We start from the raw sequence: 26,349 nt of genomic DNA, 5'->3' as shown, positions 1-26,349 counted from the left end.
AACAGGCGTGGGCCGGCATTCGGCCCATGACAGCCACGCCCTTATCGTCCCTGGACCGGCCAGTCTCCGTTGATCACGGCGGCGGGGTCCTTACGGCGCAGATACTCCTGGAAACTGGCCGACTGCTCGGCCTTCCATCGCACCTGGAAGCTATGCAGATCGGCCAGCGGGATCTGAAGCTTCGGGTACCTTGAGGCCAACTGATCCGCCACGCCCACGGCGGCCAGAGAGTCCGCGGCCGAGGTGTGGGCGTCCAGCAGCTCGACGCCGTAGAAGGCCGAGACATCTGTGAGCGTTCGTTTGCCCTTGCGGTACCGGTCCACCTGCTTGTCGATGATGTACGGATCGATGATCCACCGGTTCTGCAGGGGCTCCAGACCACGGCGGCCCAGCTCCCGGTCCATCACGGTGAAGTCGTAGCTCGCATTGAACGCGATGACGGGGATGCCCGCATCGAAGAAATCCCGGAGGGTGTCCGCGATCTCCACGATGGCCTGGTCCGCCGGCAGTCCCTCGGCTCGGGCCTTCTCCGTGGTCACGCCGTGGACGGCGGAGGACTCCTCGGGGATCGGCACGCCCGGATCCACCAGCCACTCGTAGGCAGCGGCCAGTTGGCCCCGCGGGTCCACCACCACGAGAGATGCCGTCACCACGAGCGCTTCCTCCGGGTCGCGTCCGGTGGTCTCCAGGTCGAAACCGACACGGATCTGTTGGTGCCACGGCAGCACCGTGACCGCCGCCTGGGCTGCTTGGACGGTGGGGTCGGAGATCGGCGCGGGGGCCGGAACGCCAATGGGGGAGGATGCTGTTACGTCGCTCACGCCATCACGGTACCGCGTGTCACGGACGCCCTATACCCGCAACGCGGCCCGTTGTGGACAGTTCCGGCAGAATGTAGACCCGTGGGCACCTTTCCCGATCTTCCCCCCGGACCCTATGAACTGTCCGAGGCCCTGGCGCTCGCCGCCCAACTCGTCCCACCGGGCCGGGCCGTCAGCTATGGGGGACTGGCCGGCCTGCTGGGGGCCGGAGGCCCGCGCCAGGCCGGAAGGGCCATTTCCTCGTCCCCCGACGGGACCCCCTGGTGGCGGATCGTCCGAGCAGATGGCTCCCTGCCGGCGTCGTTGTCCGTCCGCGCCGCACCCCGCTACCGGGACGAGGGCACTCCGCTGAAGGGGAACCCGGGCGCCACACCACCCGGGCCCGACGGCGGCGCGCACCCCCGCGTGGACCTCGCCCGGGCCCGGTGGGACCCGGACGAGGCGGAACTCGCGGTGCTCGCGGAGCTGCGCAGCCGAGTGGGCTAGGACCCGGTCGGAGCCGGGCTGGAGCCGGGCCGTGTCCGGTCTCCGTGCCGCGCCGGTGTCCGGCTACTCAGTCGTTGGACTCGCTGGACTCGTTAGTCTTGCCGCTCGGGTGCGGCAGCGTCAGCTCGGCGACCACGGGGAAGTGGTCCGAGGAGTAGACCTCGGGGACTTCGGCGGACACGGGGGCGATGTCCGGGGTGGCGAGGATGTAGTCGATGCGGCGGGTCGGGTTGCCGGGATCGTAGGTGAAGCCGTCCCCGGTGCCGACCTCGGCCCAGACATCGTCGAACAGCGTGGTGAACGTGCCGTATTCGGACGAGTCCGGTGCGGCGTTCAGGTCTCCGACGAGGATGCCCGGACGGTCGGAGGCCGCCACGATCTCGTTGACGGCCTCGAACTGCATGATGCGGTGCTCGCTCCACTCCCCGCGGTGGGTGAGGTGGGTGTTGTAGACGGTGACGTCCGAGCCGCGGACCGTGAGGTCCGCCTGGGCCAGGCCGCGCTGCTCGCCGCCCTCGTGGTTCGGCAGCGGGGTGTTGCGGCAGTCCTCCAGGGGATGCGCGGACAGGATCGCGGTGCCGTACTGGCGCCGTTCCTGCTCCGGCTCGGCGGGGTCCCTGTCCAGGTTGGCGGCGTAGCAGTGGTCCATGCCGAGCATCTCGGCCAGCTCGGCGGCCTGGTCCTCGAAGGCGGAGCGCTCGCCCCAGTGCCGGTCCACCTCCTGCAGGCCGATGACGTCCACGTCCCAGGACTCGATGTCCGCGGCGATGCGCTCCAGGTCCAGTGCGTCGTCCATGTCCGCGCCGTGGTGGATGTTGAAACTGGCCACCGTGATGGTCCGATCGGCGGCGTGGCGACCCTGGTGGGGACCCTGGCCGTCACTGTGCGGGCCATCGGCGGCAGCTGGAACAGAGGTGGCCAGCAGGAGGGCCGAGGCGGCCAGGGCGGCGGCGACGGTCCGGGGGTGCGCAGGGCGCGCAGGGTTCTTGGTCATGGGATCTTCCTTGGTTCTGTGGGTGAGGTGTCGATCGACCCGCACGGATGGGGCGGTCGCGGGGTCGTGGACCCCAGAGACGGTGAGGAAAGCACAGCGCAGGAACATGACACCGAGCCGGTCCTCCGGTGACCGTGGGGGAAACCGCGCGCAAACGTGTCCGCGGGTGCTGGTTGAATGAGGACATGCCCGCCGAAGACCATCAGCAGTCCCTGCGTCTGACCGCGCCCCGCGCTGTCCGGGTGGAGCCGTTGAGCCCGAACGCCGAGCAGCAGCGGGTCCTCGAACTGGCTCCGGGACACGGCCCGGTGCTGGTGCTGGGAGGCCCCGGGACCGGCCGCAGCGCCCTGGCCGTGGAGTACGCCGCACGGCGCATCGAAGCAGGTCTGGAACCCGATCGTCTGCTGGTGCTCTCGCCCACGCGGCAGGCCTCCGCCCGGCTGCGTGATGACCTGTCCGTGCGGCTGGACCACGGAGGCCGGGGCACGCGGACCTCCACGCCCGTGCGGACCTGGGCGGCCTATGCCTTTGACCTGATCCGGCGGGCGCGGACGGCCGGCTTCCTCCCGGCGGTGGAACGGACCCCGCGGCTGCTGTCCGGGGCGGAGCAGGACACGGTGATCGCCGAGCTGCTGGAGTCCTACGCGTCCGGGGAGCGCGGGGGACCGGACTGGCCCGCCGACCTGGCCGAGGCCGTGCCGACCCGGGGATTCCGCCAGGAGGTCCGGGAGCTGATCGACCGCACGAGCGAATACGGGATCGAACCCGGCCGGCTCGAGGACCTGGGGGAGCAGCACCGCCGGCCCGAGTGGGTGGCCGCTGCCGTGCTGCTCCAGGACTACCGTGATCGGCTGGACCTGGGGATGGCCGAGGCCTTCGACCCCGCCGGGCTGCTCACCACGGCTTGCCTCCTGCTGGAGGAGAACCCGGACCTGCTGGACGGCGAGCGGAAGAACCTTCCCGTGATCGTCATCGATGACCTGCAGGAAGCCACCCCTGCCGTGCACCGGCTCATCCGGATCCTGGGCACGGGTCAAGACGTGGTGGCGATGGCGAGCCCGGACACCGTGGTCCAGGGGTTCCGCGGGGCCCGCCCGGACCTCGTGCGTGATTACCCCGGTTGCCTCCTGCCGCGCAGCGGGGCGCCGGCGGACCCGGAGCCGGAAACGGGCAGGACCCACCTGCTGACCACCGGGTACCGGATGGAGGAGGACGTGCTGCGGTCCTGGCAGCGGATCGCGCGCCGGATCCCCGCGCTGCCCGGGACCCTCGAGATGCGGCAGGGGATGACGTCCGGCCCGGGCACCGAGGCTCGCACTCCCGCAGCCCCGGCAGACCCGGCAAGCCCGGCTAGCCCGGCGGACCCAGACGGCACGGACAGCACGACGCCGGCCGACGTCGCCGCTACGGCCCGTGACCACGGGGCCACCGCCCACCTCGTGGCCTCGCCCCCGCACGAGCAGCTGCTGGTGCTCCAACAGCTTCTGCACCTGCACCATCGCGGGGGGATCCCCCTCGGGAACATGGCTGTGATCGCCCGCTCTGGTCCTCTCGTGGCGGAGCTCGCGCGCTATCTGGACGCCGAGGGCGTCCCGGTCAACCGCTCCGTGGCAGACACCGTCCTGAAGACCGAACCGGCCGTGACGCCATTGCTGTCCCTGCTGCGCACGGTCTCCACGGCCCCAGAGGAGCCGGAGGCGCATCTGGACCAGGACACGGCACTCTGGCTGGCCGGCGGGCGGTATGGCGGAGCCACCGCCCTGCACCTGCGCCAGTTGCGCCAGCGGCTCCTGCAGGACGAACGTGCCGCCGGGGGGAACCGCACCAGCACCGAGCTGCTGCTGGCCGCCTTCGAGGACCCTGAGGCGCTCGCTGACCACCCGGTCCCCGGGGCGGGCGTGCAGCGCATCGCCCGGATGGTGGTGGCCGGCCGTGCTGCTGCGGGAGACCCTGCGGCCACCGCCGAGTCCGTGCTGTGGGCCCTCTGGGATGCCTCTGACCGGCCCGCCCGCTGGGAGCGGGAGGCCGTGACCGGAACCGGACCCGCGGCCCGGCGGGCCGACCGGGATCTGGACGCCGTCGTCGGGCTCTTCCAGGCCGCGGAACGACATGTGGACCAGTTCCCGGGGTCCTCCCCGCTGGCCTTTGCCGAGTACATGGAGGCCCAGGACCTGCCCATGGACTCCCTCGCCTCGACCGCGTCGCAGGAGAGGTCCGTGTCCGTGGTGACGCCGGCGACTGCGGCGGGGCGGGAGTGGGACGTGGTGATCATCGCGGGACTGCAGGACGGCATCTGGCCCAACACGCGGCTGCGCGGCCAACTCCTGGGTGCCACCGATCTGGCAGACGTGGCCCAGGGCAGGACCACCCGCATGGACCACCGGTCCCGGCTGGCCGAGGTGCGTCAGGATGAGCTGCGCAGCTTCGCCACCGCGGTGTCCCGGGCCCGGCAGCGGGTGATCGGCATCGCGGTCGCATCCGAGGACCACCAGCCGTCCGACTTCCTCGACCTGATCGAGCCGTGGCGGGACGCCGAGCGCCCCCGACCCCTGACCGAGGTGCCGCGGCCCCTCACCGCCGGCGCCCTGGTCGCAGGGCTGCGGCGGGAGCTGGAGGATACGGCGCAGGCGGTCCTGCGGGGCCGTGCGGCCCGCGCGGACGCCGAGGATCCCGGGCCCGACGCCGGCCCCCCACCGAGGGCGCGGCCGGCCGCCTCGGCCCTGGCGCGGCTGGCGGCGGAGGGGATCCGTGGTGCGGATCCGGCGCACTGGTGGGGGTTGCTCCCGCTGTCCACCGAGGAGCCGCTCGTGGATACGGGGACCACTCCGGTTCCGGTGTCTCCGTCACGTGTGGAGACGGCACTCCAGTCGCCGCTGAACTGGTTCATCTACCAGGCCGGAGGGCAGGCCGGGAGCACCCAGGCCCAGTCCATCGGCACGTTCATCCACGCCATCGCCGAGGCCTTCCCGGAGGGGCCGGCCGAGGACCTGCTCGCCGAGCTGGAGCGGCGGCTGCCGGACCTCGGGCTCGAACCGGGATGGGAATCCGACCGCGTGGCCCGCGCGGCGCGGCGCATGATCGAGTTCTTCGGGGGCTATCTCCGGCAGATGGAGAAGGCGGGGCGGTCCGTCGTGGCCGTGGAACACCGTTTCCAGCAGGAACTGGAACGCGGCGGCCTGCGGGTCCAGATCAGGGGCAGCATCGATCGCCTCGAGAGGGACGGTGACGGCCGTCCCTACGTGATCGACCTCAAGACCGGCAAGCACGCCCCCACGGCCAAGGACCTGGAGGAGCTGCCGCAGCTCGGCGTGTACCAGGCGGCCATCGCCGCAGGGGCGCTGCCGGCCGAGGAGTTCGGCCGTCCCACCGAACCGGGTGGCGCCGCGCTCGTCCAGTTGCGCACCACCAACAAGAACGTCAAGATCCAGGACCAGACGGCGTTGGGGCCGGACCAGACGTGGGCGCTGGAACAGATCTTCACGGCCGCAGCCGCAATGGTCGGTCCCCGGTTCCTGGCCGTCCACGGGGGAGTGACCCCTCCCCGGTGCGCGTTGCCGGCACTCTGCCCCATTCACAGCGAGGGAAGGCAATCCACCGAATGGCACCGATGAGCCCCGAATCCCCTCCGGCCTCCGTGGAGGAGCCCGTGGACGCACGCGTGGACGCGTTCCCGGACGTCGGTTCTGCGCGCTACAGCCCGGAGGACCTGGCCGGACTGCTGAACCAGCACGCTCCCACCGAGGAGCAGTCGGCGGTGATCAGCGCGCCGCTGGAACCGCGGTTGGTGGTGGCCGGCGCCGGGTCCGGGAAGACCGCCACGATGTCCGACCGCGTGGTGTGGCTCGTGGCCAACGGCTTCGTGGCCCCGGACGAGGTCCTCGGCGTGACCTTCACCCGCAAGGCCGCCGGAGAGCTGGCCCAACGCATCAACCGCAAGCTGGACATCCTGTCGGAGGCGGGGCTCGATCTCCCGGAGGGCGCGGAAGGTGCTGACGGGGACCAGGGGTTCGCGACGGAGGGGGCAGCTCGGGCCAGCGTCTCCACCTATCACTCCTATGCCAACATCCTCGTGCGGGACCACGGGATGCGCATCGGCCTGGAACCGGATACCGGGATGATCGGCGAGGCCCAGTCCTACCAGATCATGTCCCGGATCGTCCGGGCCTACGAGGGGGACCTCGGCTTCGCGGACATCGCGGCGTCCAGCCTGGTCAGCGGCGCCATCAAACTGGCGGCCGACTGCGCCGAACACCTGGTGGAGCCGGACCGGGTGGAGGCCCACCTCGCCGAGCAGCACCTCTTCGGCGAGTCGTTGCCCTTTGACGTCTCGAAGGCCGAGGGCAGCCATGCCGACGTCGCCAAGATCTTCTCGATGCTGAAGCTGCGCCGAGTCATGGCGGAGCTCGTGGTCTCCTACCGGCGGGCCACCCAGAACGCCGGGGTCATGGACTTCGGCGACCTCGTTCGTTTCGCCGCCCGCATTGCGCAGGACGTTCCGGCCGTGGGGCAGATCGAACGGTCCCGCTACCGGGTGGTCCTGCTGGACGAGTTCCAGGACACCTCCCACGCCCAGCTCGAGTTGTTCCGCGGACTGTACGGAACGGGTGGCCACCCGGTCACCGCCGTGGGTGACCCCCACCAGTCGATCTACGGGTTCCGCGGCGCCTCGGCCGGCCAGCTGTTCGCGTTTCCCAGCCTGTTCACCGTCCCCCGGGCCGGCGGCGGCGCGGATCCGGCCCCCGTGAGCTACCTGACCACGGCCTGGCGCAACTCCCACACCATCCTTGCAGCGGCCAACACCGTGGCCGGCCCCCTGCGCAGTGAGCCCGTGGGCGGGATCCAGGTCAAACCGCTCACCGCCTCGCCCGTGGCGGTGGAGGGAGAGGTCCGCGCCGCGTGGCTGCCGGACTCCGAGCGGGAGGCGGCGGCCGTCGTCGAGGCCCTGAAGGCTGCCGAAGGCGACGGCCCGCCGTCCCAGCGGCCAACGCGGGCGATCCTGTGCCGAACCCGCAGCCAATTCGAGCCACTCATGGAGGCCATGGACCTGGCGGGGGTGCCCTATGAGGTGCTCGGGCTGTCCGGGCTGCTGTCCGTTCCGGAGGTCGCAGACATCATTGCCGTCCTGCAGGTCATCTCCGATCCGAGCCGCTCGGACCACCTGATGCGCCTGCTGACCGGGGCACGGTGGCGCATCGGTGCGGTGGACCTGGTGGTGCTGCAGGGCCGTGCCTCCACCCTGGAACGCAACCGGCGGCCATCCGGAGCCCACCAGGATCCGGCGGCACCGCAGGACGGCGCCGACGCCGAGCAGGACACCTCGCCGGAGGAAGACGCCGAGTCCTCGTCACTCATCGAGGCACTGGACTGGCTCCCCGAGCCGGGGTGGACCGATGCGGCCGGACGCGGCTTCAGCACCACGGGTCGGGAACGGCTCGAACGGCTCTCCCGGGAACTGAGGTACCTGTCCGGACAGACCGGTCTCGAGCTCACCGCCCTGATCCGGCTGGTCGAGACGACCCTGGGCCTGGACATCGAGGTCGCCGCGCGGCCCGGCCAATCCGGAGTCGTGGCCCGTCGGCACCTGGACGGCTTTCTCGACGCCGCTCGGGACTTCACCCAGGGGGCTGTCGAAGGCTCCGGCGCCGATCTCACGGCATTCCTAGCTTGGCTCCAGGCCGCGGAGGAACGGGAGAAGGGCCTCGGGATGGCCGGTGCCGAACCGAGTCACGAGGCGGTCCAGTTGCTGACGGCTCATGCCTCCAAAGGCCTGGAATGGGACGTCGTGGCGGTTCCCGGTCTGGTGGACGGGCAATTCCCGAGCAAGACCGTGGACACCTGGACCTCGGAGAAGTCCGGGCACCTGCCCTGGCCGCTGCGCGGGGATGCGATCAGCCTGCCGCACTGGAACACGGAATGGTCGAACCAACGCGATTGGGCCGGCCACGCGGTGGGATGGACCCTGAAGCGTCAGAAGGACGAGTATCCAGACTCGTACAAGGACCTCGCCGCGGTGCACCATCTGGAGGAGGAGCGGCGCCTGGCCTACGTGGCGTTCACCCGGGCGAGGTCGCTGCTGTTGCTCAGCGGAAGCTATTGGCGAGGCGCGACCAAGACGCCGTCCACGCCGTCCCCTTTCCTGAACGAGCTCATGGGGGCAACAGACGGCGTGAACGTGGTGACCGGTCCGTGGGCCATGCCGGAGGAAGTCGGGGAGGAGAACCCGTTCGCGAACCGTAAGCTCGTGGCCTGGTGGCCCTTCGACCCCCTCAACGGTCCGGAGGTGTTCGTGATGGACCCCCAGGCCCCGGACGATCTGGACCGGGCGACAGCCTTGCCGCCTCGGTCCAGGCCGCGCCGCGAGGCGGTGCAGGAGGCGGCACGGTGGGTGAGGTACTCCGCCCCGCTGGAGGCTGTTGCGGAGGTGGGAGCGGAGGGGCAGAACGCGGGAAAAGGCCTCACTGATCTGGCCCGCCAGGTTGAGTGGGTCCTCGAACGGTCGGCACCGGTCAACCACCGCGGAAGCGTCGTTGAACTTCCCGGTCACGTCAGCGCTTCCACCTTCGTGGAGATGGCCAACGACCCCGAGGCCCTTGCTCGTCAGCTCCGGCGGCCGATGCCCCGTCCACCGGCCCATGCCGCCCGTCGGGGGACGGCCTTCCACGCCTGGGTGGAGGACCATTTCGGCAGCACCGGAATGCTGGACTTCGACGACCCGGAAGACTCGGCGGACCATTGGGTGGAGGATGCCCTGGACTTGGAGCCGATGAAGCAGAGCTTCCTGGCCAGCCGTTGGGCGGACAGGGTGCCTGCCTACATCGAGCCGCCGGTGGAAACCACGGTCGGAGGAGTCACCCTGCGTGGCCGCATCGATGCCGTGTTCCGCGAGGGTGGTTCACCTCAGGAGCCAAACGATCCGCAGGCGCGATGGGAACTCGTCGACTGGAAGACCGGCGCGGTGCCCTCTGGTCGGGACCTGGAGGTCAAGTCCCTGCAGCTGGCCGTCTACCGGCTGGCCTGGTCACGGCTGCACGGCATCCCGCTGGAGAACATCAGTGCCTGCTTCGTCTACGTGGCGCACGGCACGGAGCGAGCGCTGCACAACTTGGCCGGCGAGGCTGAGCTCGAGGCGATCCTGGCGCGGGCGGTCACGCCCCAGCGTGACTGATCCACGTCCCGGCCGGCCCGGTCTTCACCGGGTCAGGACGGGTTCGTGGACCGGCGGATGTCAAGCTGCCGGACCTCGTCCAGGTCCAGGGCCGTCGTCGGGGTGCCCTCCTGGTGGGGTGCCGCGGCATGGCTGCCAGAAACGCCACGTACTGAATGGTCGTTCTCGGAATCGCCATGTTCTTCGGCGTGCTCCTGAACCTCGGTACTGCCCACATCCTCAGCGTCTTCAGGGACCTCAGTGTCTTCAGCATCGTCCGGTTCTTCGGCCTCGACCAGGTCGTCAGCATCGCCCGATTGGCGGGACTCGGCCTCGTCCGCCGCCAGCTCGTCCGGCACCAGCTCATCCTCTGAACCATCCGCTGCCGCATCATGCGTCACCGGCTGATCTACGTCCGGCTCTTCATCGGTGTCGTCCCGCTCGGGGGAGCGTGCGTGATCCATGATGACGGCGTCGTCATCATCGGTGCTTTCTCCGGTGTCATCATTGTCAGCAGGATCATCGGTGCTGGCGGTGGCCACGTCCTGAGGATGCGCGGCGGGTTCCGCAACGGGACCCACAGCGGGCTTGACGGAGGGTGGGGCGGCTGGTTCGACGGTGGCACGCCCCGAGGACGACCCGGCGGGGGCAGCGCTGATGGCTTGCCCGCCGTGTTCCTCCACATCAGCCTCCAGCTCCTGCAGCATGGCCTCGGCCTCGGCGGCCATCTCCTCGTCATCGGCGGCGATGCCCCGGACGAGCCATTGGGCCAGGGCGAACTCGGCCGCCAGGACGGCCCGGCGCAACAGGTGCCCGTCCTGGACGGTTCCCCCGGACCGGTGCTGCCAGTAGGCCTTGACGACCTGGTCCGTGAACTCCTGGTTCCCGGAGGACGCCAGCCAGGCGAAGTCCTCGGCCGGGTCGCCGATGTGCAGATCGGTCCACCCGGTCACCGACACCAGCCGGCCCTGGTCCACGAGCAGGTTGTCCTCGTGCAGGTCTCCGTGGGCCACCACGGGGGAGAACTCCCAGAGTTCCATCTCCTCCAGCGCATTCTCCCAGCGTCGCAGCAGCACGGCGGGAATGCGGCCCGTGGTCGCGGCCTGGTCGAGCTCATTGAGGCGGCGCTGGCGGAACTGGTCCGCGGTGTAGACGGGAAGGTCGGCGTTCTCGACGACAGCGGCCGGCAGGGCGTGCACCGCGGCGATCACCCGTCCGATGTCATCGGGAGTCTTGCCGCCGAGCTCGGTGAGGTCCTCGAGCTCCATCTCCTCGCCCGGCATGTCGTGGTAGACGAAGGTGCGCATACCGTCGAGGCGAACTGCCCCGGCCACCGACGGCACCCGGAACGGCAGTCCGGCGCGGATGCCGGGCGTGAACCCGGACAGCACCTGCAGCTCGGTCTCCAGCCGCATCGCCGCCTCCTCGTGGAGGGGGGACCGCACCCGCCAGCGGCTTCCCTGGCGGTCGAAGACGACGGCGGCCGAGAAGTCCCGGGGATCGTCCGGGGAGCCGACCACGCCGGTCGGGGACAGATCGGGGATGGCGGCGCTGGCCAAGGCAGCAAGTTCCATGGGCGTACGGTTCACACCCACCACCGTACTTTCCCGCTCCGGCAGCAGGGGGGCTCAGGTGCGGCGAGTCGCCGAATGACCGGGCGTGGCCGATGCTGCCGTAGTGTGCCGCCGTGGTTCCAACGGGACTCGACCCTGCTCCACAGCCACGACCGGATCGACGCAACGGCGTCCGCACTGGGCGGTACCGTGGAGGCATGCGTACCTCGGACGAAATCCTTCCCGCCCTCGGCCGGCTTCCCCTGGCTCGGGAGAACGTGGACCGGGGTTGCGAGGAACGGGCCAGCGAGGGATGGCTGGAACAAGTCTGGGATCAGCCAGAAGCTCGCGTCCTGTGGTTGATCGGTGGTCGTGCACCCGTTCTCGGCGGTCAATTGGTCCTGGTCCGGCCGGACGGTGAGCTGCCGGAGGGTGCCGTATACCTCGGTCGCTCGGCGGCCGATGCCGAGCATGAGGCCGACGGCGGCGATCAGCAGACCCAGCCCCGGGCCGAACTGGTCCTGCTCGTCGCCGACGAGCAGCCCACGCTCACGGGGGGAGAGGCCGGCGGCCGACCGGTGGACCAGCCGGAACAGGTCGCCTGGGTCGGCCTGCGGGACGCGGCGGCGGCCCTGACAGACCGGGACGCCGGGGTCTTCGTGGAGGCAGTGGCGATCGCCAACTGGCATGCCGGGCACACGCATTGCCCGCGGTGCGGCACGCCGACCGCGATCACCCAATCGGGCTGGGTCCGGGTATGCCCGCAGGACCGCTCGGAGCACTTCCCGCGCACGGACCCGGCCATCATCGCGACGGTCACCGACCGGGATGGCCGTGTGCTGCTGGGCAACAACGCCGCCTGGGGACCTTCGATGTACTCGACCTTGGCCGGCTTCGTGGAACCGGGGGAGTCGCTCGAGGCCGCGGTCATCCGTGAGGTCCACGAGGAATCGAACCTGCGCATCCATTCACCCGTGTACCTGGGATCGCAGCCGTGGCCGTTCCCGCAGTCCCTCATGCTGGGCTACACCGCGGTGACGGACCATCCTGACGAGGCCGATGCGGACCGGGACGAGGTGGCCCACGTGCGGTGGTTCACGCGTGAGGAGCTGGAGGAGACGGTGACCAGCGGAGACATCACCATTCCCGGGGCCGCGTCCATCTCCCGCGCCCTGATCGAACACTGGTTCGGCGGACCGCTGCCCGAGCCGCGCACACTGCAGAACTGAACGACACCCTCCGGAGGACCGTGACCGACCACCCCGCTATCGCCACAGACATCCTGGCGGGCCTGGACGCCGAGCAGCGCCAGGCCGCGACCACCCTCAACGGCCCCCTGTGCATCCTGGCCGGGGCAGGGACGGGCAAGACGCGCGCCATCACCCACCGCATCGCCCACGGCGTGCAGACCGGCGTCTACGACCCACACCGCACCCTGGCACTGACCTTCACGGCCCGGGCCGCCGCCGAGATGCGCACCCGGCTGCGGGACCTCGGCACCCATGGGGTCCAGGCGCGGACCTTCCACTCGGCCGCCCTGCGCCAGCTGCAGTACTTCTGGCCCCAGGCGGTCGGCGGGGCCGTCCCCGAATTGGTGGACCACAAGGTGAACATGCTCGCCGAGGCCGCCCGGCGCCTGCGCACCACCACTGACCGCGCCGCGCTAAGGGACCTGGCCGGCGAGATCGAGTGGGCCAAGGTCTCCATGCGGACCCCGGACTCGTATGCCGCTGCCGCGGCCGGACGGGAGATGCCGACCGGGTGGGACGCCAACGGCGTGGCCCGGTTGTTCCAGGGGTATGAGGACGTCAAGACGGACCGGAACCTGATCGACTTCGAGGACGTCCTGCTGATCATGGTGGGCATCCTGGAGACGGAGCCGAAGATCGCCGCCCAGGTGCGGGACCAGTACCGCGTGTTCATCGTGGACGAGTATCAGGACGTCTCACCCCTGCAGCACCGGCTGCTGGATCTCTGGCGCGGGGGACGGAGCGAACTGTGCGTGGTCGGGGACGCCTCTCAGACCATCTACTCCTTCACCGGGGCCACCTCCCGCTTCCTGCTCGACTTCCGCCAGGAACATCCTGACGCCACCATGGTCAAGCTCGTCCGGGACTACCGGTCCACCCCCGAGATCGTGGACCTCGCCAACCGGCTGTTGTCTGAACGCACCCGGCAACGGGTCCCGGTGCCCGGTCCGGATGGGGTCCGTGGGCCGATGCCGCGGTGGGCCGAACCCCTGGAGCTCGTGTCCCAGCGGGATCACGGCCCGGCGCCGGTGTTCGCCGAGTGCTCGGACGATGAGGCCGAGGCCGGCTGGATTGCCGCCCAGGTGAAACAACTGCTCGACGAGGGCATCCAGGCCGCAGAGATCGCGGTCCTGTTCCGCACGAACGGCCAGTCCCAGGCGTTCGAGTCCGCGTTCGCCGCTGCCGGCATCGGCTACCAGCTCCGGGGCGGAGAACGTTTCTTCTCCCGACGCGAGATCCGGGACGGCATCCTGCAGTTGCGGGCCGCGGCACGGTCTGCTCAGGACGTCTCCGGTGACCAGGTTCCCGGCCGGGTCAAGGACGTCCTGGCGTCCCTGGGATACACCGAGGCGGCACCGCAGGCGTCGGGTGCCACGCGGGAGAAATGGGAATCGCTCAACGCCTTGGTCGCCCTGTCCGAGGAACTGGCCACCACTCGTGGTGATCAGTTCACCCTCACCGACCTCGTGGCCGAGTTGGACGAGCGGGCGGCCAGCCAACACGCGCCCACCGTCCAGGGCGTCACGCTGGCCTCACTCCACTCGGCCAAGGGCCTGGAATGGGATGCCGTCTTCCTCGTCGGACTCTCCGAGGGCCTCATGCCGATCAGCTTCGCGGACACCCAGGAGGACATCGACGAGGAACGGCGTCTGCTCTACGTGGGCATCACCCGCGCCCGGCTGCGCCTGTTCCTCACCTGGACCCTCTCCCGCGGCACCGGCGGGCGCTCCACCCGCAAGCCCTCCCGCTTCCTGGACTCACTGGATCCGGAAGCGGACTCCCGGCACGGGGCCCAGGGCCAGGGGCGACGCCGTCCCGGCACCGCGGGAGCGTCCGGCTCCGGTGGGCGGGGCTCGGGCCGCAAGCGAGCCCAGCCAGCTCAGTGCCGCTCCTGCGGCACGCTGCTGGAGACCGGGGCCGAGCGCAAGACCGGCCGGTGCCTGGACTGCCCGCCGACCTATGACGAAGGATTGTTCGAGAACCTCAAGGCGTGGCGGCTGTCCACGTCCCAGGCGGCCTCTATGCCGGCGTTCGTGGTGTTCACGGATGCAACCTTGGTGGCGATCGCCGAGGCCGCGCCGAAGACGCCGGCCGAACTGTTGCGCATCGCCGGCGTCGGCAAGTCCAAGCTGGAGAAATACGGCGAGGATGTGCTCGAACTCGTCAACGGCACTCCGACGGCCTGACTGCCTGACTGCCTGGCGGGCTGGGGACGTGACGGTCTGACGGCCTGACGGTGTCATCCGGAGGTGGTACACCCGCACTCCGGGTGGGTGGCCACCGTGAGCGTGTCGACGCGGCTGCCGTCTCCGTGCACGTGCAGGACCGCACCCGCGGGGGCCGTTCCGGCCTCGGCCCATCTGATCACCTGACGGGCCGCCAGGGCTCCGGCGGTGGTCGCCACGGCCACGTCCTCACGGCCGGCCCGATGGTCCAGGAGGGCTGCGGTCCTCCGGCTCCGATCCGGGTCCGCGTCCCGGGCCGCGAGGTCCCAGCACAGGGGACACCGGCCCTGGCCGGGCACGAACCAGGGGCCGATGAGTGCGTCGTCGTCCCGCATCACCACCGGCAATACCGGATGATCGGCCGTGCGGGCGAGAGCGATGTAGTCATAGTCAGCGGCACCGCGGGTGACGCTGATCGTGAGGGCGCCCCCGGGTCCCGGGCGTACGGGGGAGGTGAGTGGCAGGACCACGGTGCCGAGGCCGGCATCGTCCACACGCCGTCCCAACGCGACGGGCCGGCTCCGGCCGAGGTCGGGCGCCAGGTAGGCAGTTCCCAGGTCCGCGGCTGTCACCGCCTGCGGATCCCACACGGCCAGCCGGCCGATGCCGGCGGCGGCCAGGACCCGGGCGATGACGGACCCGGTCCGCCCCAGTCCCAGGATCTGAACCTGAAGGCCCCGGCGGCGGTCCAGAACCTCAGACATGCGCTCCAGTGCCTCGGTGCTATGGGTGCCGTCAGTGCCGTCAGTGCCGTCAGTGCCGTCAGTGCAATCGGTGCCGGCGGGCGCCGTATCCAGGGCCAGCGCCAGTGCCAGATCATCGACGAGCAGGTCGGCGGCATGGCCCGCGCCGGCGCGCGCGGGCGGATCATGCCATCGCAGGAAGGCATCCAGGGACGACTCCAGGGCCCGGGCATCGGCCGGGTCCAGTCCGCAACAGCGGGCTGTATCCGCCTCCTGTCCGTCCGGGATCCCGTCGACGAGCCGCTGCAGGTACTCGATCGCGGGCGCCGAGCAGCCGGATAGTTGGGTGGAGCGCGTTCCCGAGCCGATCTGGACGGTGTTCTCAGCGATCTGGAGCAGCGTGAGCCCGGGATCGAGACGCATGGAATCCTCTTTCGTCAGGGGTAGACGGCCGGAAGTCATCGGGCGGCCCCCTCTCACGGCGGAAGCGGGATGACCTGCGCCGGTCGGTTCCACATCCGGAACGGGGCCGCCGTCTCATCGTGGCACCAACGCCGGTCCGGCACGTGAGGTTATCCACAAGTGGGAGTCGATGGCCGTACCCGGGCGGGGGCAACGGCAGAATGGGACCATGACGCCCTCACAGCCCGATGCCCGGCCTTCCACGCGCACCCCGGCCCGCAGCGCGTCCGGGACCGGCCGTCGTCGTGCGGCGGTGCCCGGCAGCCCCGGCCGGGAGGTCGAGGAGATGGACGTGGATGGCACGTCCGTGAGGATCGTGCGGTCCTCGCGGCGCACCCGCACTATCTCCGCTGCCTGGCGTGACGGCAGGGTCCAGGTCTCGGTGCCGATGGGCCTGAGTGCCGAGGCGGAACGGGACTGGGCGCGCCGGATGCTGAAGAAGGTGGCCTCCCGGCAACCCACAGGGCCTGACTCGAACGGGGACCTGCTGGCCCGCGCCCGGAAACTATCCCGCACCTGGCTGGGCGGCGAGGTGGACCCGAGCGAGGTGGTGTGGTCCACCCGCCAGCAACGCCGCTGGGGCTCGTGCACACCGACGACGGGCCGCATCCGCATCGCCTCCGAGGTGGCGGGGATGCCCGGGTGGGTGCTGGACGGCGTACTCGTGCATGAACTCGTGCACTTGAAACACGGCGACCATTCGGCGGCTTTCCACGCGATGGCGGAACGCTATCCACGGCAGAAGGAGGCCATGGCCTTCCTCAACGGCGTCAGTCACGCGACAGGGAGGGGCCTGACAGGGCCGGACGGAGAGCCGGACAGCGGTGCACCGGACACCGGTGATACGGACGACTGACCGGTCCCTTGACCAGCCGACTGCCTGCTCCGTCCCGGCTTCTTCCCTGCCTCTTCCCCGTTTGTTCCCTACTTCGTGTCGTCCCGGGTGGTGCCGTCGCCGTCGTCGAACCCGCCCTCGAGGAGTTTGCGCAGCTCGTCGTCCAGGCCGGCCGATTCCTGTTCGCGGGTCTCGCGCCGGGAGACGTATCCGTCCGGGTCGTCCAGGTCCTCGGCCGTGGGCTGTAGGTCGGGATGGCGCCAGATGGTGTCGCGGTATTCGCGACCGTTGACCTCGCCGATCTTCTCCCAGAGCGTGGCCGCCTCACGTAGCCGGCGTGGACGCAGGTCCAGGCCGACCAGGGTGCCGAACGCATGCTCGGCCGGCCCACCGGTGGCCCGGCGCCGGTTGATGGTCTCCCGCAGGGCATCCGCTGCGTCCAGGGGCCTGGCGGCCTCGGTGACCACCACGTCCACCCAGCCCTCGATCAGCGCGAGAGTCAACTCGAGGCGCTCCAGTGCCGCCTTCTGCGTCCCGGTGGGCTCGGGGATGAACGACGCCCCGGCGAAGGCCTCCTGCATGGACTCCGGATCGGACGGGTCGATGGACCGAGCCGCCTCCTCGATCTTGGACATGTCGATGTGCACGCCCGAGGCATACTGCTCGATCGCCGCGTACAGGTCTCGTTCCAGCCAGGGAGAGTGTACGAACAGGCGCATGCGGGCCACTTCCCGCAGGGCCAGGTAGATGCGGATCTGATCGTCCGGGACCTCGAGCCCGTCTCCGAACTCTTCGATGTTCACCGGGACCATGGCCAACTGGTGCCCGGCCACCGGGAAGCCAGAGTCGGTTCCGGAGAGGACCTCCTGGGCGAGGGCGCCGACAGCCTGGCCCAACTGGAGGCCGAACATGGTGCCGCCCATGTTCTGCAGCATCGGCTGCATCCCGTCCAGCATGCCCTTCATCTCCTCGGGCACCTGGCCCGGCAGCTGGTCCCTCATGGCCCGAGACATGGCCTCGGACATGGAGACGGCAACAGGTTCGGTGAGTCGTTGCCAGGTGTCCATGGACGCCTCGACCCATTCGGCCCGGGACCAGGCCTTGCCGAGCAGGCCGGTGGACTCGACCTCGGTGGCTCCGTCCAACCAGAGTTCCGCCAGCCGCAGCGCCTGGTCGATCTCGCGCCGGGCGAAGGTTCCGACGGTCGGGTCCTGCCCGGCGGCAGCCTGACGTGCGGACTGCCGGGCCAGGGTCCAATTCACCGGGCCATCCTCGGGCGAGGACTGCATCATGGCCTGGAACTGCTGCATCATCTGGCTCATCATGGCTGGATCCAGCTGGGAGGGGTCGAACGGAAGGCCCCCTGGGCCATCGGTTCCACCGGCTCCGCCCATCTGTCCGAGGGCACGGCGCAGTTCCTCGGGATCGGGCCCACCCTCGCCGAACATGCGGCGGAGCATGTCGGACAGCGGGTCTTCGCCGTCGTGGGAACCGGGGCCGTTCGGGGGATTCGTCATGGCCACCAGCGTATCGGCGAGCCCTGACCGTGTCCGCAGTGAATCCTCCGGTTCACTCTGGGCGCACAGGGGCATTGCGTCCTGCGCCACACCCCGCGCGCAGACCCCCTAGAATGAAGGAAGACCAGAGCGGCTCGTGCAGTGGGCCGTACGCCTTTGCCCGGGTCGGTGGATCCCCACTCCCGGGGCAGTTTTCGTGAAGACAGGTGCCCTGACGTGTCAGAGACCGGACACCCGCCGTCGTCGCCGTCGGCCGTGCCCGGTTCCGCGACCCCGTACGCGGGCCAGGCGCCGGCTGAGGCGCCCGACCTGAGAGACGCCACCGACCTCAAGACCTGGACGCGTCGCACCCACGCCGGTCGCCGCCGTCGTCGCATCACCGCCGTGGCCGGTGCCGTGGCCGGACTCCTGACACTGACCGCCGTTGCCCTGCCCAGCCCGTTCATCATCGAGTCGCCCGGACCGACCTTCAACACCATCGGCGAGTTCGAGGGTGAGCCGGTGATCACCGTCGCCGGTGCCGAGACTTACCCGACGGACGGCAACCTGGATCTGACCACGGTGTACGTGTCCGGGGCTCCGACAGGCTGGACGACGTTCCTGGACGTGATGCGCAGCTGGGTCAATCCGACTGCATCTGTCATTCCCCAGGAACTCGTCTACCCCTCCGGGACCACCTCAGAGGAGGTCAACGTCGAGAATTCCGAGGCCATGGCCACCTCCCAGAGCTGGGCCGTAGCCGCGGCGCTCGAGAACCTGGGCATCGACTACCGCCAGACCCTGTTCGTCGCCGGCTTCACCGAGGACTCCCAGGCTACCGACCTGCTGCAGCCGGAGGACCAACTGGTCACCGCGGACGGAATCGAGGTCACCGGACTCGAGGGGCTGAAGAACCGGCTCAACGACTCCGGAGGTGAACCGGTTGACCTCGGCATCGTCCGGGACGGCCAGCAGCGCACCGTCGAGGTCCCCGTCTACGAGGGGCCCCAGGGGGAGTGGCTGATGGGCGTCTTCCTGGACTCGGACTTCGAGTTCCCGCTGGACGTGGCGATCACGCTGGAGAACGTCGGCGGTCCGAGCGCTGGGCTGATGTTCGCACTCGGGATCGTCGACGAGCTGACCCCCGGGGCCATGGCTGGCGGCCAGCACCTCGCGGGCACCGGGACGATCGATCCGGATGGGACGGTCGGGGAGATCGGCGGCATCGTGCAGAAGGTCGCCGGCGCCCAGGCCGGCGGGGCTCGCCATTTCCTGGCCCCGGCGGGCAACTGTGCCGAGCTGGCGGGCAACGTCCCCGAGGGGATCGAGGTCTACTCGGTGACCACCCTCGAACAGGCCCGGACCGTGGTCGAGACCGTGGGGAGTGGTGAAACGCCGCAGGCACCGACCTGCGGCTGATCGGGCCAGCGAAGAGTGACGTACGGCGTGCCATGGCGCGGTACAGCACAAGACACGTAAGAAAACGCAAGACGGCAGGACAACGCAGGACCAAGGACTTCGGTGGCCACACAAGGCCGCCAACGCAGTGCAGGACACGACCGGCGCCAGGGCGCAGATGGGTAAGGACACGTGAGTTTCGGACAAGGGTTTGGCGGTCTCTTCGGAGGACCGGACGATGGACGCGGCAACGACCGCGGAACAGGGGGCTCCGGCGGCCTGTTCGGTGGCCCAGGAGGCGGCGGACCGGGGGGTCCCGGTCGTCCCGGTGGCCCGGGGCAGCCGGCCGACGGCGGCGGTGATTCCTCGGGGGCACGCCCAGCCGGCTCCCGCCGCCCCTCGGCGCTGGTGCTCACCATCGTGGTGCTGGCCGTGCTCGTGGTCGCCTTCATGTTCTTCACCGGTGTCTATGCCGATGTCCTCTGGTACAACCAGGTGGACTTCTCCGAGGTGTTCTGGACCGAGATCTGGACCCGCGCCGCACTGTTCGCGATCGGCGGGGTGTTCATGGGAGCCGCCGTGTGGCTGTCCATGTGGCTGGCGTGGAGGGCACGGCCCCAGAACATGCAGAGCCAGACCCGTGATTCCCTGGCGCAGTACCAGAAGCAGCTAGAGCCCATGCGCCGCCTGGTGTTCATCGGTATCCCCGTGGTGATCGGCTTCTTCGCCGGTTCCGCCGCCATGAACGGCTGGCAGGATGTGCTGCTGTTCTTCAACCAGGAGCCCTACGGCCAGGTGGACCCGGAGTTCGGCCTGGACTTCATGTTCTTCATGGCGACCCTGCCGTTCCTCGGCCTGATCGTCGGATTCCTGGTCTCGGTCGTGCTGATCGCCGGCATCGCCGGACTGCTCGTCCACTACCTCTATGGCAGCATCCGGGTAAAGGAGCAGGGAGGGATCGTCATTGAATCTCCCTCCCGCATCCACCTGGGCGTCTTCGTGGCCCTGTTCCTCGTGCTGCAGGCCGTCAACTACTGGCTGGACCGCTACCGCACCCTGCAGTCGCAGAACGGCAACTGGGCCGGTGCCATGTACACGGACGTCAACGCCGTGATACCGACCTCGACGATCCTCGCGGTGGCGGCTGCCCTGGTGGCCATCCTGTTCATCGTCACCGCCATCACCGGCAAGTGGCGGATTTCGCTGGTCGGCGCGGCAGGCCTGGTCATCGCCGCGATCGTGGCCGGTGCCGCCTACCCCTTCCTCATCCAGGAGTACCAGGTCAGGCCCTCCGAGGTGACGCTGGAACAGGACTACATCGACCGCAACATCGAGCACACCCGCGAGGCCTACGGGCTGGCGGACGTCGAGACCACCGGGTATGCGGGCGAGACCGAGGCTGCGGCCGGGAGTCTCTCCGGGGAAGAAGCCAGCACCGCGAACATCCGCCTGATGGACCCGAATCTGCTCTCGCGGACGTTCGGCCAGTTGCAGCAGTTCAGGCCGTACTACGCCTTCCCGGAGACCCTGCACGTGGACCGCTACGACGTCGACGGTGAATCACAGGACACCATTCTCTCCGTGCGTGACGTCAACGTGGATCCCACGTCATCCTGGGTGAACCAGCACATCACCTACACCCACGGCTACGGAATGGTGGCCGCGGACGCCTCCGAGGTGGCCGCCGGCGGGCGCCCGTCCTTCCTGCTCTCCGGGATCCCGACTTCGGGTGCCCTGGGCAGCGATGAGACCTACGAGCCGCGCATCTACTTCGGCATGAACTCGCCGAGCTACTCGATCGTGGGAGCCCCGGAGGGGGCCCCCGAGCGTGAGCGTGACCGCCCGCAGGACGCTGCGAGTGACCAGGACACCACCTACACCTTCTCGGGTGAGGGCGGTCCGTCCGTGGGCAGCTTCTTCAATCAGCTGGTCTACGCCATCAAGTTCGGTTCCACGGAGATCCTGCTGTCCTCGGACGTGAACTCCGAGTCGCAGATCCTCTACGACCGCAATCCGATCGAGCGCATCCAGAAGGTCGCCCCGTACCTGACCGTGGACTCCAACGCCTATCCGGCGATGGTCGACGGCCGAGTGCAGTGGATCGTGGAGGGTTACACCACCTCGGACAATTTCCCGTACTCCACCGCTCAGCAGCTCGATTCGGCGACTCGCGACGCCCTGAACACGGACGCCGCCGCCAACCTGACCGGTCAGGTCAACTACATCCGCAACTCAGTCAAGGCCACCGTGGACGCCTATGACGGCTCCGTCAACCTCTACGCCTGGGACGAGGAAGACCCGCTGCTGAAGGCCTGGCAGAAGGTCTACCCGACCTCGCTGCAGCCGTACTCAGAGATGAGTGCCGAACTCATGGATCACGTGCGGTATCCCGAGGACATGTTCAAGGTTCAGCGCGAACTGCTCGGCCGCTACCACGTGACGGATCCGGTGGACTTCTACGAGAACAACGACGCGTGGTCCGTCCCGGCAGACCCGACGGAAGATGACGAGACCATCAAGCAGCCGCCGTACTACATGACCCTGCGCATGCCCGGCAAGGACGAGCCGGCGTTCCAGCTGACCAGCACGTACATCCCACAGGTCACACAGGACGCCCAGACTCGCAACGTGCTCTACGGATACCTGGCCGCCAACGGCGACGCGGGCACCGGCGAGGACGGCGTGAAGTCGGAGGACTACGGCCACATACAGTTGCTGGAGCTCCCGCGCCAGACGTCCATTCCGGGACCGGGCCAGGCCCAGGCGCAGTTCGACTCCAACGCTCAGGTCTCCCAGGAGCTGAACCTGCTGCGGCAGGGTGCCTCCGAGGTCATCAACGGCAACCTCATCACGCTGCCGGTGGCCGAGGGCATCATGTACGTGCAGCCCGTCTACATCCAGTCCACGGGAACCACCTCCTACCCGACGCTGCGCCGGGTGCTGGTGTCCTTCGGCGAGGACCAGATCGGCTTCGCCCCCACGCTGGAGGAGGCCATGGACCAGGTGTTCGGTGGAGACTCCGGTGCCAACGTGGACTCCGGCGAGGACCCCACGGATGACCCGTCGATCGACGACCCGGCCGCGGAGGAACCGGGCTCGCAGCCCTCCCCGCCGGAGAGCCAGAGCGCGCAGGAACAGCTCGGTCAGGCCCTCCAGGACGCCAACGAGGCCATCATGGCCTCTGAGGAGGCCATGGCCAGTGGCGATTGGACCGCATATGGCGAGGCTCAGACCCGCCTGAACGACGCGCTGTCCCGTGCCCTGGAGGCCGACGAGGCCATCCGTGGCGGGGCCACGCCCGAGGAGGGCGCCGAGGCGCCCGCTGACGGTGAGCAGACCGAGCCGCCGGCCGAGGAGGGCACCGAGGGCTGATCCCCTCGAGCCCGTCTCATCGCAGTCAGCAGGGGCCGCCGCCCGGATCACTCCGGGCGGCGGCCCCTGCTGCATCCGGTGGTGGGCGGTCCGTCTCGTAGGACAGCCGCACCGGTTCGAGGACGGCCCGATGGCCGAACGGTGGAGGCTAGATGAACGGTGACTGGCCGGTGGTAGACGTCACGGTGGCCTCGATTTGGCTTTCCGGCAATGACCCCCGTATAGTCATAGGAGTCGCCGCGGGGTGGAGCAGTTCGGTAGCTCGCCGGGCTCATAACCCGGAGGTCGCAAGTTCAAATCTTGCCCCCGCAACGAGAAGGGAAAACCCCCGAACCAATGGTTCGGGGGTTTTCTGCTGTCTGGGGACGACGCCGGCCCCTCACCTTCCAGCTGCTGTCCCTGACGGGTGCTGGGAAGGGGAGGGGCCGGCCTCGTGGTCCGGGCTGGTGATCCGGGAGCCGGGTACCGGAATCAGTTGGACTGGGTGGTGGCACCCTCGGAGTAGTCCAGCTCGTTCTCGCCGGTGTCCGTGGCGTTGCCCGCGGTCAGGGACTGGGTCCCACCAGCCTTCAGTGCGGCGAGACGGGCCTCGACCTCGGTCTGCTCGCCCAGGTCCTCGAGCGACTCGAACTGGGCGTCCAGGGACGAGGCAGACAGTTCATTCTGACCCCGCACACGGGCCTCTTCACGGCGGACCTTCTCCTCGAAGCGGTTGACCTCGGAGGAGGGGTCCATGATGTCGATCGACTTCACGGCGTCGTGCACTGCGGACTGTGCCTGGGCGGATTTGGCACGCGCGGTCAGCTCGTCCCGCTTGGAGACCAGCTGACGGCGCTTGTCGTTCATCTTGTCCAAGCCGTCCTTGAGCTTGTCCACGATCTCGGTCTGCGAGGCGATGGTCGGCTCCGCGGCCTTGGCAGACTTCTCGGAATCCATCTGGCGCTCGATGGCGACCTTGGCCAAGTTGTCGAACTTGTCCGCGGAGGCCGTGTCACCGGCGGTGCGGAACTGGTCGGCCTTGGAGGAGGCAGCCAGGGCCTTCTGGCCCCAGCTCTTGGAGGCGTCCAGGTCCTCGTTGTAGTCGTCCTGGATCATGCGCAGGTTGCCGATGGTCTGGGCCACGGCGGCCTCAGCCTCGGAGATGCTGTTGGTGTAGTCGCGGACCATCTGGTCCAGCATCTTCTGCGGGTCTTCGGCCTTGTCCAGCATCGTGTTGATGTTGGCCTTGGCCAGGGTTGCAATTCGGCCGAATATGGACTGCTTTACCACGTTGTCGCCTTCCGCTCATTCCGTGAGGGCCCCGGGGTTTTCCGGAGCTCCGTCTCCCGTGTCCCGCTGACGGGCGTTGGGCCCCGGTACCTCGCGGTACCGGTAATCTCTGGGACGCATCGTCCAGTTGTCTGATCCTAGAAGCTACCGCCACCGAAGTCGCCGAAGCCACCGCCGCCGCCGAAGTCCCCGCCGCCCAGGCCGCCGCCACCGCCGAAGCCACCGAATCCGCCGCCGCCCCAATCGCCGTGGTCATTGTCTCCGCCGAGGATGCCGCCCATGAGGATGCCGCCGAGGATGGCACCGCCGAGCCCGGCGCCGAAGCCGCCACCCCCACCGCCGCCGTAACCACCACGGCCCCCGTGGCCGGCACCGGCGCCGGCGTAGCCGCCCCACTGATTGAGGTCCTGCTGGGCCAGCTGGCTGGCGCGGTCCGCCAGGGAACTGGACTGGTTCGCCAGATTCAAGGCGGTCACCGGGTCCTGTCCGGAGAGCCGGACGGCGTCCTGAAGGGTCCGCTCCGCCTCGGCCAGCTTGGTCCGGGCCTGACTGCCCACGGCACCCCGGCGGGCCGCGATGAAGTCCTGGGTGCCGTCGATCTGGGCCTGTGCCTGGCGGATGGTGGACTGGAGCGCGGAGGCGGCCCGTCGCTCCTGCTCCTGACGGTCTCGGATACCGGACAGTGGTGCGTCGAGCTGGCGGTGGGCCTGCTCCAACGACTGCAGCAGTCGGAAGGGGGCTGGCCGTCCTGCGGCGATCTCGGATCTCACGCGGGACAGGGTCTGTTGCAGGCCGGCCGCCGGCCCCGCCAGCTCGGTGTGTCGGCCAGCTTCCACGAGGGCCTGGGCCTGGGCGAGGTCCTGGGTGGACTGGTTGATCCCGGTCTGCAGGTTCTCCATGGCGTCCTCCAGGTGCCCCTGAGCCTTGGCCACGGCCTCCACCAGGGTGGAGATCTGGGAGACGGCTTCCTCACCGGCCCGGATCGCCAGCACGGCGGTGGAGGGGTCGGAGGCGAGGGACTCCTCGGCCTTGGCCGCGGCGGCCCGGACGAATTCGAGGCGTTCCCGGGCCTGCGTGGCGTTGTCGTTGACCTCGGCCAGCGCTACGTCGGCGTAGCGGGTGTGCAGGTCCACAAGGCCCTGCTCGGCCTGGGCCACCGAGTCCGCCACCTGATCGGCGCGGGTGTTGAGGGATTCCAGGGCCGCACCGGCGTTCTTCTCCAGGTCGCGGAGTGCGTCGAATTCCTTGGTGTGTGCGGACAGCGACTCGTTGACAGCCTGGCACCGGGCAATGATGTCCTTGAGCCAGGCACGCTGCTGTTCCTCGGTGTCCGGGATGTGGTCGTCCAGCTGGTTCTGCAGCTTGTAGGACTCCCGCATGTGGTCCTTGGCGATCTCGATGTCCTGGGTGAAGGTCTCCACGGATTTCTCGCCATAGGACGCCAGCGCGAAGCCGACCTCCTGCTCCGAAGACCGGATCGCGTCATCGGCGCCGATGAGCATGGAGCCGGCCTTGGTGCGCAGCTCGTCCACGGACATCTCGTCCAGTGGGTCGCGTGGGCCTTGGGCGCCGCGGGAGCCTTCGGCCTGCTGGTCGCTCTTGTTCTTGTTGCGGCGCATCAGCGCATATCCGCCACCGGCTAGAGCGACCACAGCCACGCCACCGGCAATCCAGCCGCCGGCGTTACCGCCGGAGTCGGGCCCATTGACACGCCCGTCGGCGGCGTCGTCCACGCCGGCGATCGCGGCCGTAGCGGCAGCGGCCCAATCGTCCTCACCCACCGCCGGCATAGCTGGGCCGATGTACTCCTCGGCGATCTCGTTCTGCAGAGGATAGATGCTGTTGACCTGGGCGGCGCCGTAGCGGTACTCGCCCTCCTCGACGGAGACGACCAGGAGGGAATCGGTGGATCCCATCGAGTTGACCTCGCTCACCTCGAGTGCCCACTCATTTGGATCCATGGGTTGGCCGGCCTCGTCGGTGAACTCGTTCACGTACACCGCGTAGAGATTCTGACCCTCTTCCGAGCGCAGTTGGTTGATGGCCTGGGTGATCTCGTTCTCCTCGGCGGAGGTGAGCACCTCCGCCTCATCGACCACGAAGGTGCGCGGGGGAATGTCCACCGGCGCCTCGGCCCGGGCAGCCTCGGCGAAGGCCAGTCCGCCGGCCATGGTCAGTCCCGAGGCCAACAGGGCACTCGAGGCCAGGACGGCGGGGGAGAGACGGCGCGGTTGCACCGCAGGGGCCTGGGACTTCATGGATCACCCTTCAGGGTTACACGTGGGATGGTGGCTGCTAGCAGAAGTCTATGGGGCGATTCCGGACGTTCGCCACGAAGACGTGTGCGCCGTCCGCGAACCG

General features: G+C 69.3%; 15 protein-coding genes and 1 tRNA gene. 9 read left to right on the top strand and 7 right to left on the bottom strand.

What is annotated here, in order from left to right; translation table 11 throughout:
• Window positions 1-41 precede the first annotated feature (41 nt).
• Window positions 42-728 (bottom strand): 3'-5' exonuclease, encoded by a 687-nt coding sequence (locus C8E99_RS06580; RefSeq protein WP_425452920.1) that lies wholly within the window; start codon window positions 726-728, stop codon window positions 42-44.
• 174 nt (window positions 729-902) lie between these two features.
• On the opposite strand from C8E99_RS06580, the gene C8E99_RS06575 reads away from it, so the two are divergent.
• Window positions 903-1,307 (top strand): MGMT family protein, encoded by a 405-nt coding sequence (locus C8E99_RS06575; protein ID WP_115931614.1) that lies wholly within the window; start codon window positions 903-905, stop codon window positions 1,305-1,307.
• A gap of 67 nt (window positions 1,308-1,374) precedes the next feature.
• Here the strand turns inward: C8E99_RS06575 and C8E99_RS06570 are convergent, their stop codons facing one another.
• On the bottom strand, window positions 1,375-2,301 hold the full coding sequence (locus tag C8E99_RS06570) for an endonuclease/exonuclease/phosphatase family protein (RefSeq protein ID WP_115931613.1): 927 nt from the start codon (window positions 2,299-2,301) through the stop codon (window positions 1,375-1,377).
• 185 nt (window positions 2,302-2,486) lie between these two features.
• Between C8E99_RS06570 and C8E99_RS06565 the strand changes: the two genes are divergently transcribed.
• A complete protein-coding gene (locus tag C8E99_RS06565) occupies window positions 2,487-5,912 on the top strand; it encodes an ATP-dependent helicase (RefSeq protein ID WP_115931612.1) in 3,426 nt (1,141 codons plus the stop codon).
• Entirely contained in the window at window positions 5,909-9,466 is a 3,558-nt protein-coding gene (locus tag C8E99_RS06560) for an ATP-dependent helicase (protein WP_342767564.1), read from the top strand. The genes C8E99_RS06565 and C8E99_RS06560 overlap by 4 nt, the downstream gene beginning before the upstream one ends.
• A gap of 32 nt (window positions 9,467-9,498) precedes the next feature.
• Here C8E99_RS06560 and C8E99_RS06555 read toward each other — a convergent pair whose 3' ends face one another.
• Complete coding sequence (locus tag C8E99_RS06555; protein ID WP_245952121.1) at window positions 9,499-11,019, bottom strand: phosphotransferase; 1,521 nt, start codon at window positions 11,017-11,019, stop codon at window positions 9,499-9,501.
• Between the two features lie 197 nt (window positions 11,020-11,216).
• On the opposite strand from C8E99_RS06555, the gene nudC reads away from it, so the two are divergent.
• Window positions 11,217-12,227, top strand: a complete 1,011-nt coding sequence (gene nudC, locus C8E99_RS06550) for an NAD(+) diphosphatase (protein WP_115931610.1) — start codon at window positions 11,217-11,219, stop codon at window positions 12,225-12,227.
• 20 nt (window positions 12,228-12,247) lie between these two features.
• A complete protein-coding gene (locus tag C8E99_RS06545; RefSeq protein WP_170144540.1) occupies window positions 12,248-14,434 on the top strand; it encodes an ATP-dependent DNA helicase UvrD2 in 2,187 nt (728 codons plus the stop codon).
• Between the two features lie 53 nt (window positions 14,435-14,487).
• Here C8E99_RS06545 and C8E99_RS06540 read toward each other — a convergent pair whose 3' ends face one another.
• A complete protein-coding gene (locus C8E99_RS06540) occupies window positions 14,488-15,579 on the bottom strand; it encodes a ThiF family adenylyltransferase (RefSeq protein WP_170144539.1) in 1,092 nt (363 codons plus the stop codon).
• 208 nt (window positions 15,580-15,787) lie between these two features.
• Between C8E99_RS06540 and C8E99_RS06535 the strand changes: the two genes are divergently transcribed.
• Entirely contained in the window at window positions 15,788-16,474 is a 687-nt protein-coding gene (locus C8E99_RS06535) for a M48 metallopeptidase family protein (protein ID WP_115931608.1), read from the top strand.
• A gap of 68 nt (window positions 16,475-16,542) precedes the next feature.
• Here C8E99_RS06535 and C8E99_RS06530 read toward each other — a convergent pair whose 3' ends face one another.
• A complete protein-coding gene (locus tag C8E99_RS06530) occupies window positions 16,543-17,970 on the bottom strand; it encodes a zinc-dependent metalloprotease (protein WP_115933279.1) in 1,428 nt (475 codons plus the stop codon).
• Window positions 17,971-18,186: 216 nt separating this feature from the next.
• Here C8E99_RS06530 and C8E99_RS06525 point away from each other — a divergent pair, with 216 nt between their 5' ends.
• The 3 genes from C8E99_RS06525 (at window position 18,187) to C8E99_RS06510 (ending at window position 23,031) form a co-directional block, all read left to right on the top strand.
• Window positions 18,187-19,368, top strand: a complete 1,182-nt coding sequence (locus C8E99_RS06525; protein WP_115931607.1) for a YlbL family protein — start codon at window positions 18,187-18,189, stop codon at window positions 19,366-19,368.
• 171 nt (window positions 19,369-19,539) lie between these two features.
• On the top strand, window positions 19,540-22,719 hold the full coding sequence (locus C8E99_RS06515) for a UPF0182 family membrane protein (RefSeq protein ID WP_245952119.1): 3,180 nt from the start codon (window positions 19,540-19,542) through the stop codon (window positions 22,717-22,719).
• A gap of 238 nt (window positions 22,720-22,957) precedes the next feature.
• Window positions 22,958-23,031 (top strand) — tRNA-Met (locus C8E99_RS06510).
• A 159-nt stretch (window positions 23,032-23,190) separates the two neighbouring features.
• On the opposite strand, the gene C8E99_RS06505 is transcribed toward C8E99_RS06510, so the two are convergent.
• Entirely contained in the window at window positions 23,191-23,988 is a 798-nt protein-coding gene (locus tag C8E99_RS06505) for a PspA/IM30 family protein (RefSeq protein WP_115931604.1), read from the bottom strand.
• A 137-nt stretch (window positions 23,989-24,125) separates the two neighbouring features.
• The gene (locus C8E99_RS06500; RefSeq protein ID WP_211308993.1) at window positions 24,126-26,246 is read right to left on the bottom strand and encodes a TPM domain-containing protein; all 2,121 of its coding nucleotides are present in this window, start codon (window positions 26,244-26,246) and stop codon (window positions 24,126-24,128) included.
• Between the last annotated feature and the right edge of the window lie 103 nt (window positions 26,247-26,349).

Origin of the sequence: Citricoccus muralis (assembly GCF_003386075.1) — a bacterium.
Classification (GTDB): Bacteria; Actinomycetota; Actinomycetes; order Actinomycetales; family Micrococcaceae; genus Citricoccus; species Citricoccus muralis.
This window is presented reverse-complemented; position numbering and strand designations above follow the sequence as displayed.

Excerpts from the sequence above, each read along its gene's own strand:
- C8E99_RS06570 (WP_115931613.1), bottom strand. The coding sequence starts at position 2,301 with ATGACCAAGAACCCTGCGCGCCCTGCGCACCCCCGGACCGTCGCCGCC.
- C8E99_RS06565 (WP_115931612.1), top strand. The coding sequence starts at position 2,487 with ATGCCCGCCGAAGACCATCAGCAGTCCCTGCGTCTGACCGCGCCCCGC.
- C8E99_RS06560 (WP_342767564.1), top strand. The coding sequence starts at position 5,909 with ATGAGCCCCGAATCCCCTCCGGCCTCCGTGGAGGAGCCCGTGGACGCA.
- C8E99_RS06555 (WP_245952121.1), bottom strand. The coding sequence starts at position 11,019 with ATGGAACTTGCTGCCTTGGCCAGCGCCGCCATCCCCGATCTGTCCCCG.
- nudC (WP_115931610.1), top strand. The coding sequence starts at position 11,217 with ATGCGTACCTCGGACGAAATCCTTCCCGCCCTCGGCCGGCTTCCCCTG.
- C8E99_RS06540 (WP_170144539.1), bottom strand. The coding sequence starts at position 15,579 with ATGCGTCTCGATCCCGGGCTCACGCTGCTCCAGATCGCTGAGAACACC.
- C8E99_RS06535 (WP_115931608.1), top strand. The coding sequence starts at position 15,788 with ATGACGCCCTCACAGCCCGATGCCCGGCCTTCCACGCGCACCCCGGCC.
- C8E99_RS06530 (WP_115933279.1), bottom strand. The coding sequence starts at position 17,970 with ATGACGAATCCCCCGAACGGCCCCGGTTCCCACGACGGCGAAGACCCG.
- C8E99_RS06500 (WP_211308993.1), bottom strand. The coding sequence starts at position 26,246 with ATGAAGTCCCAGGCCCCTGCGGTGCAACCGCGCCGTCTCTCCCCCGCC.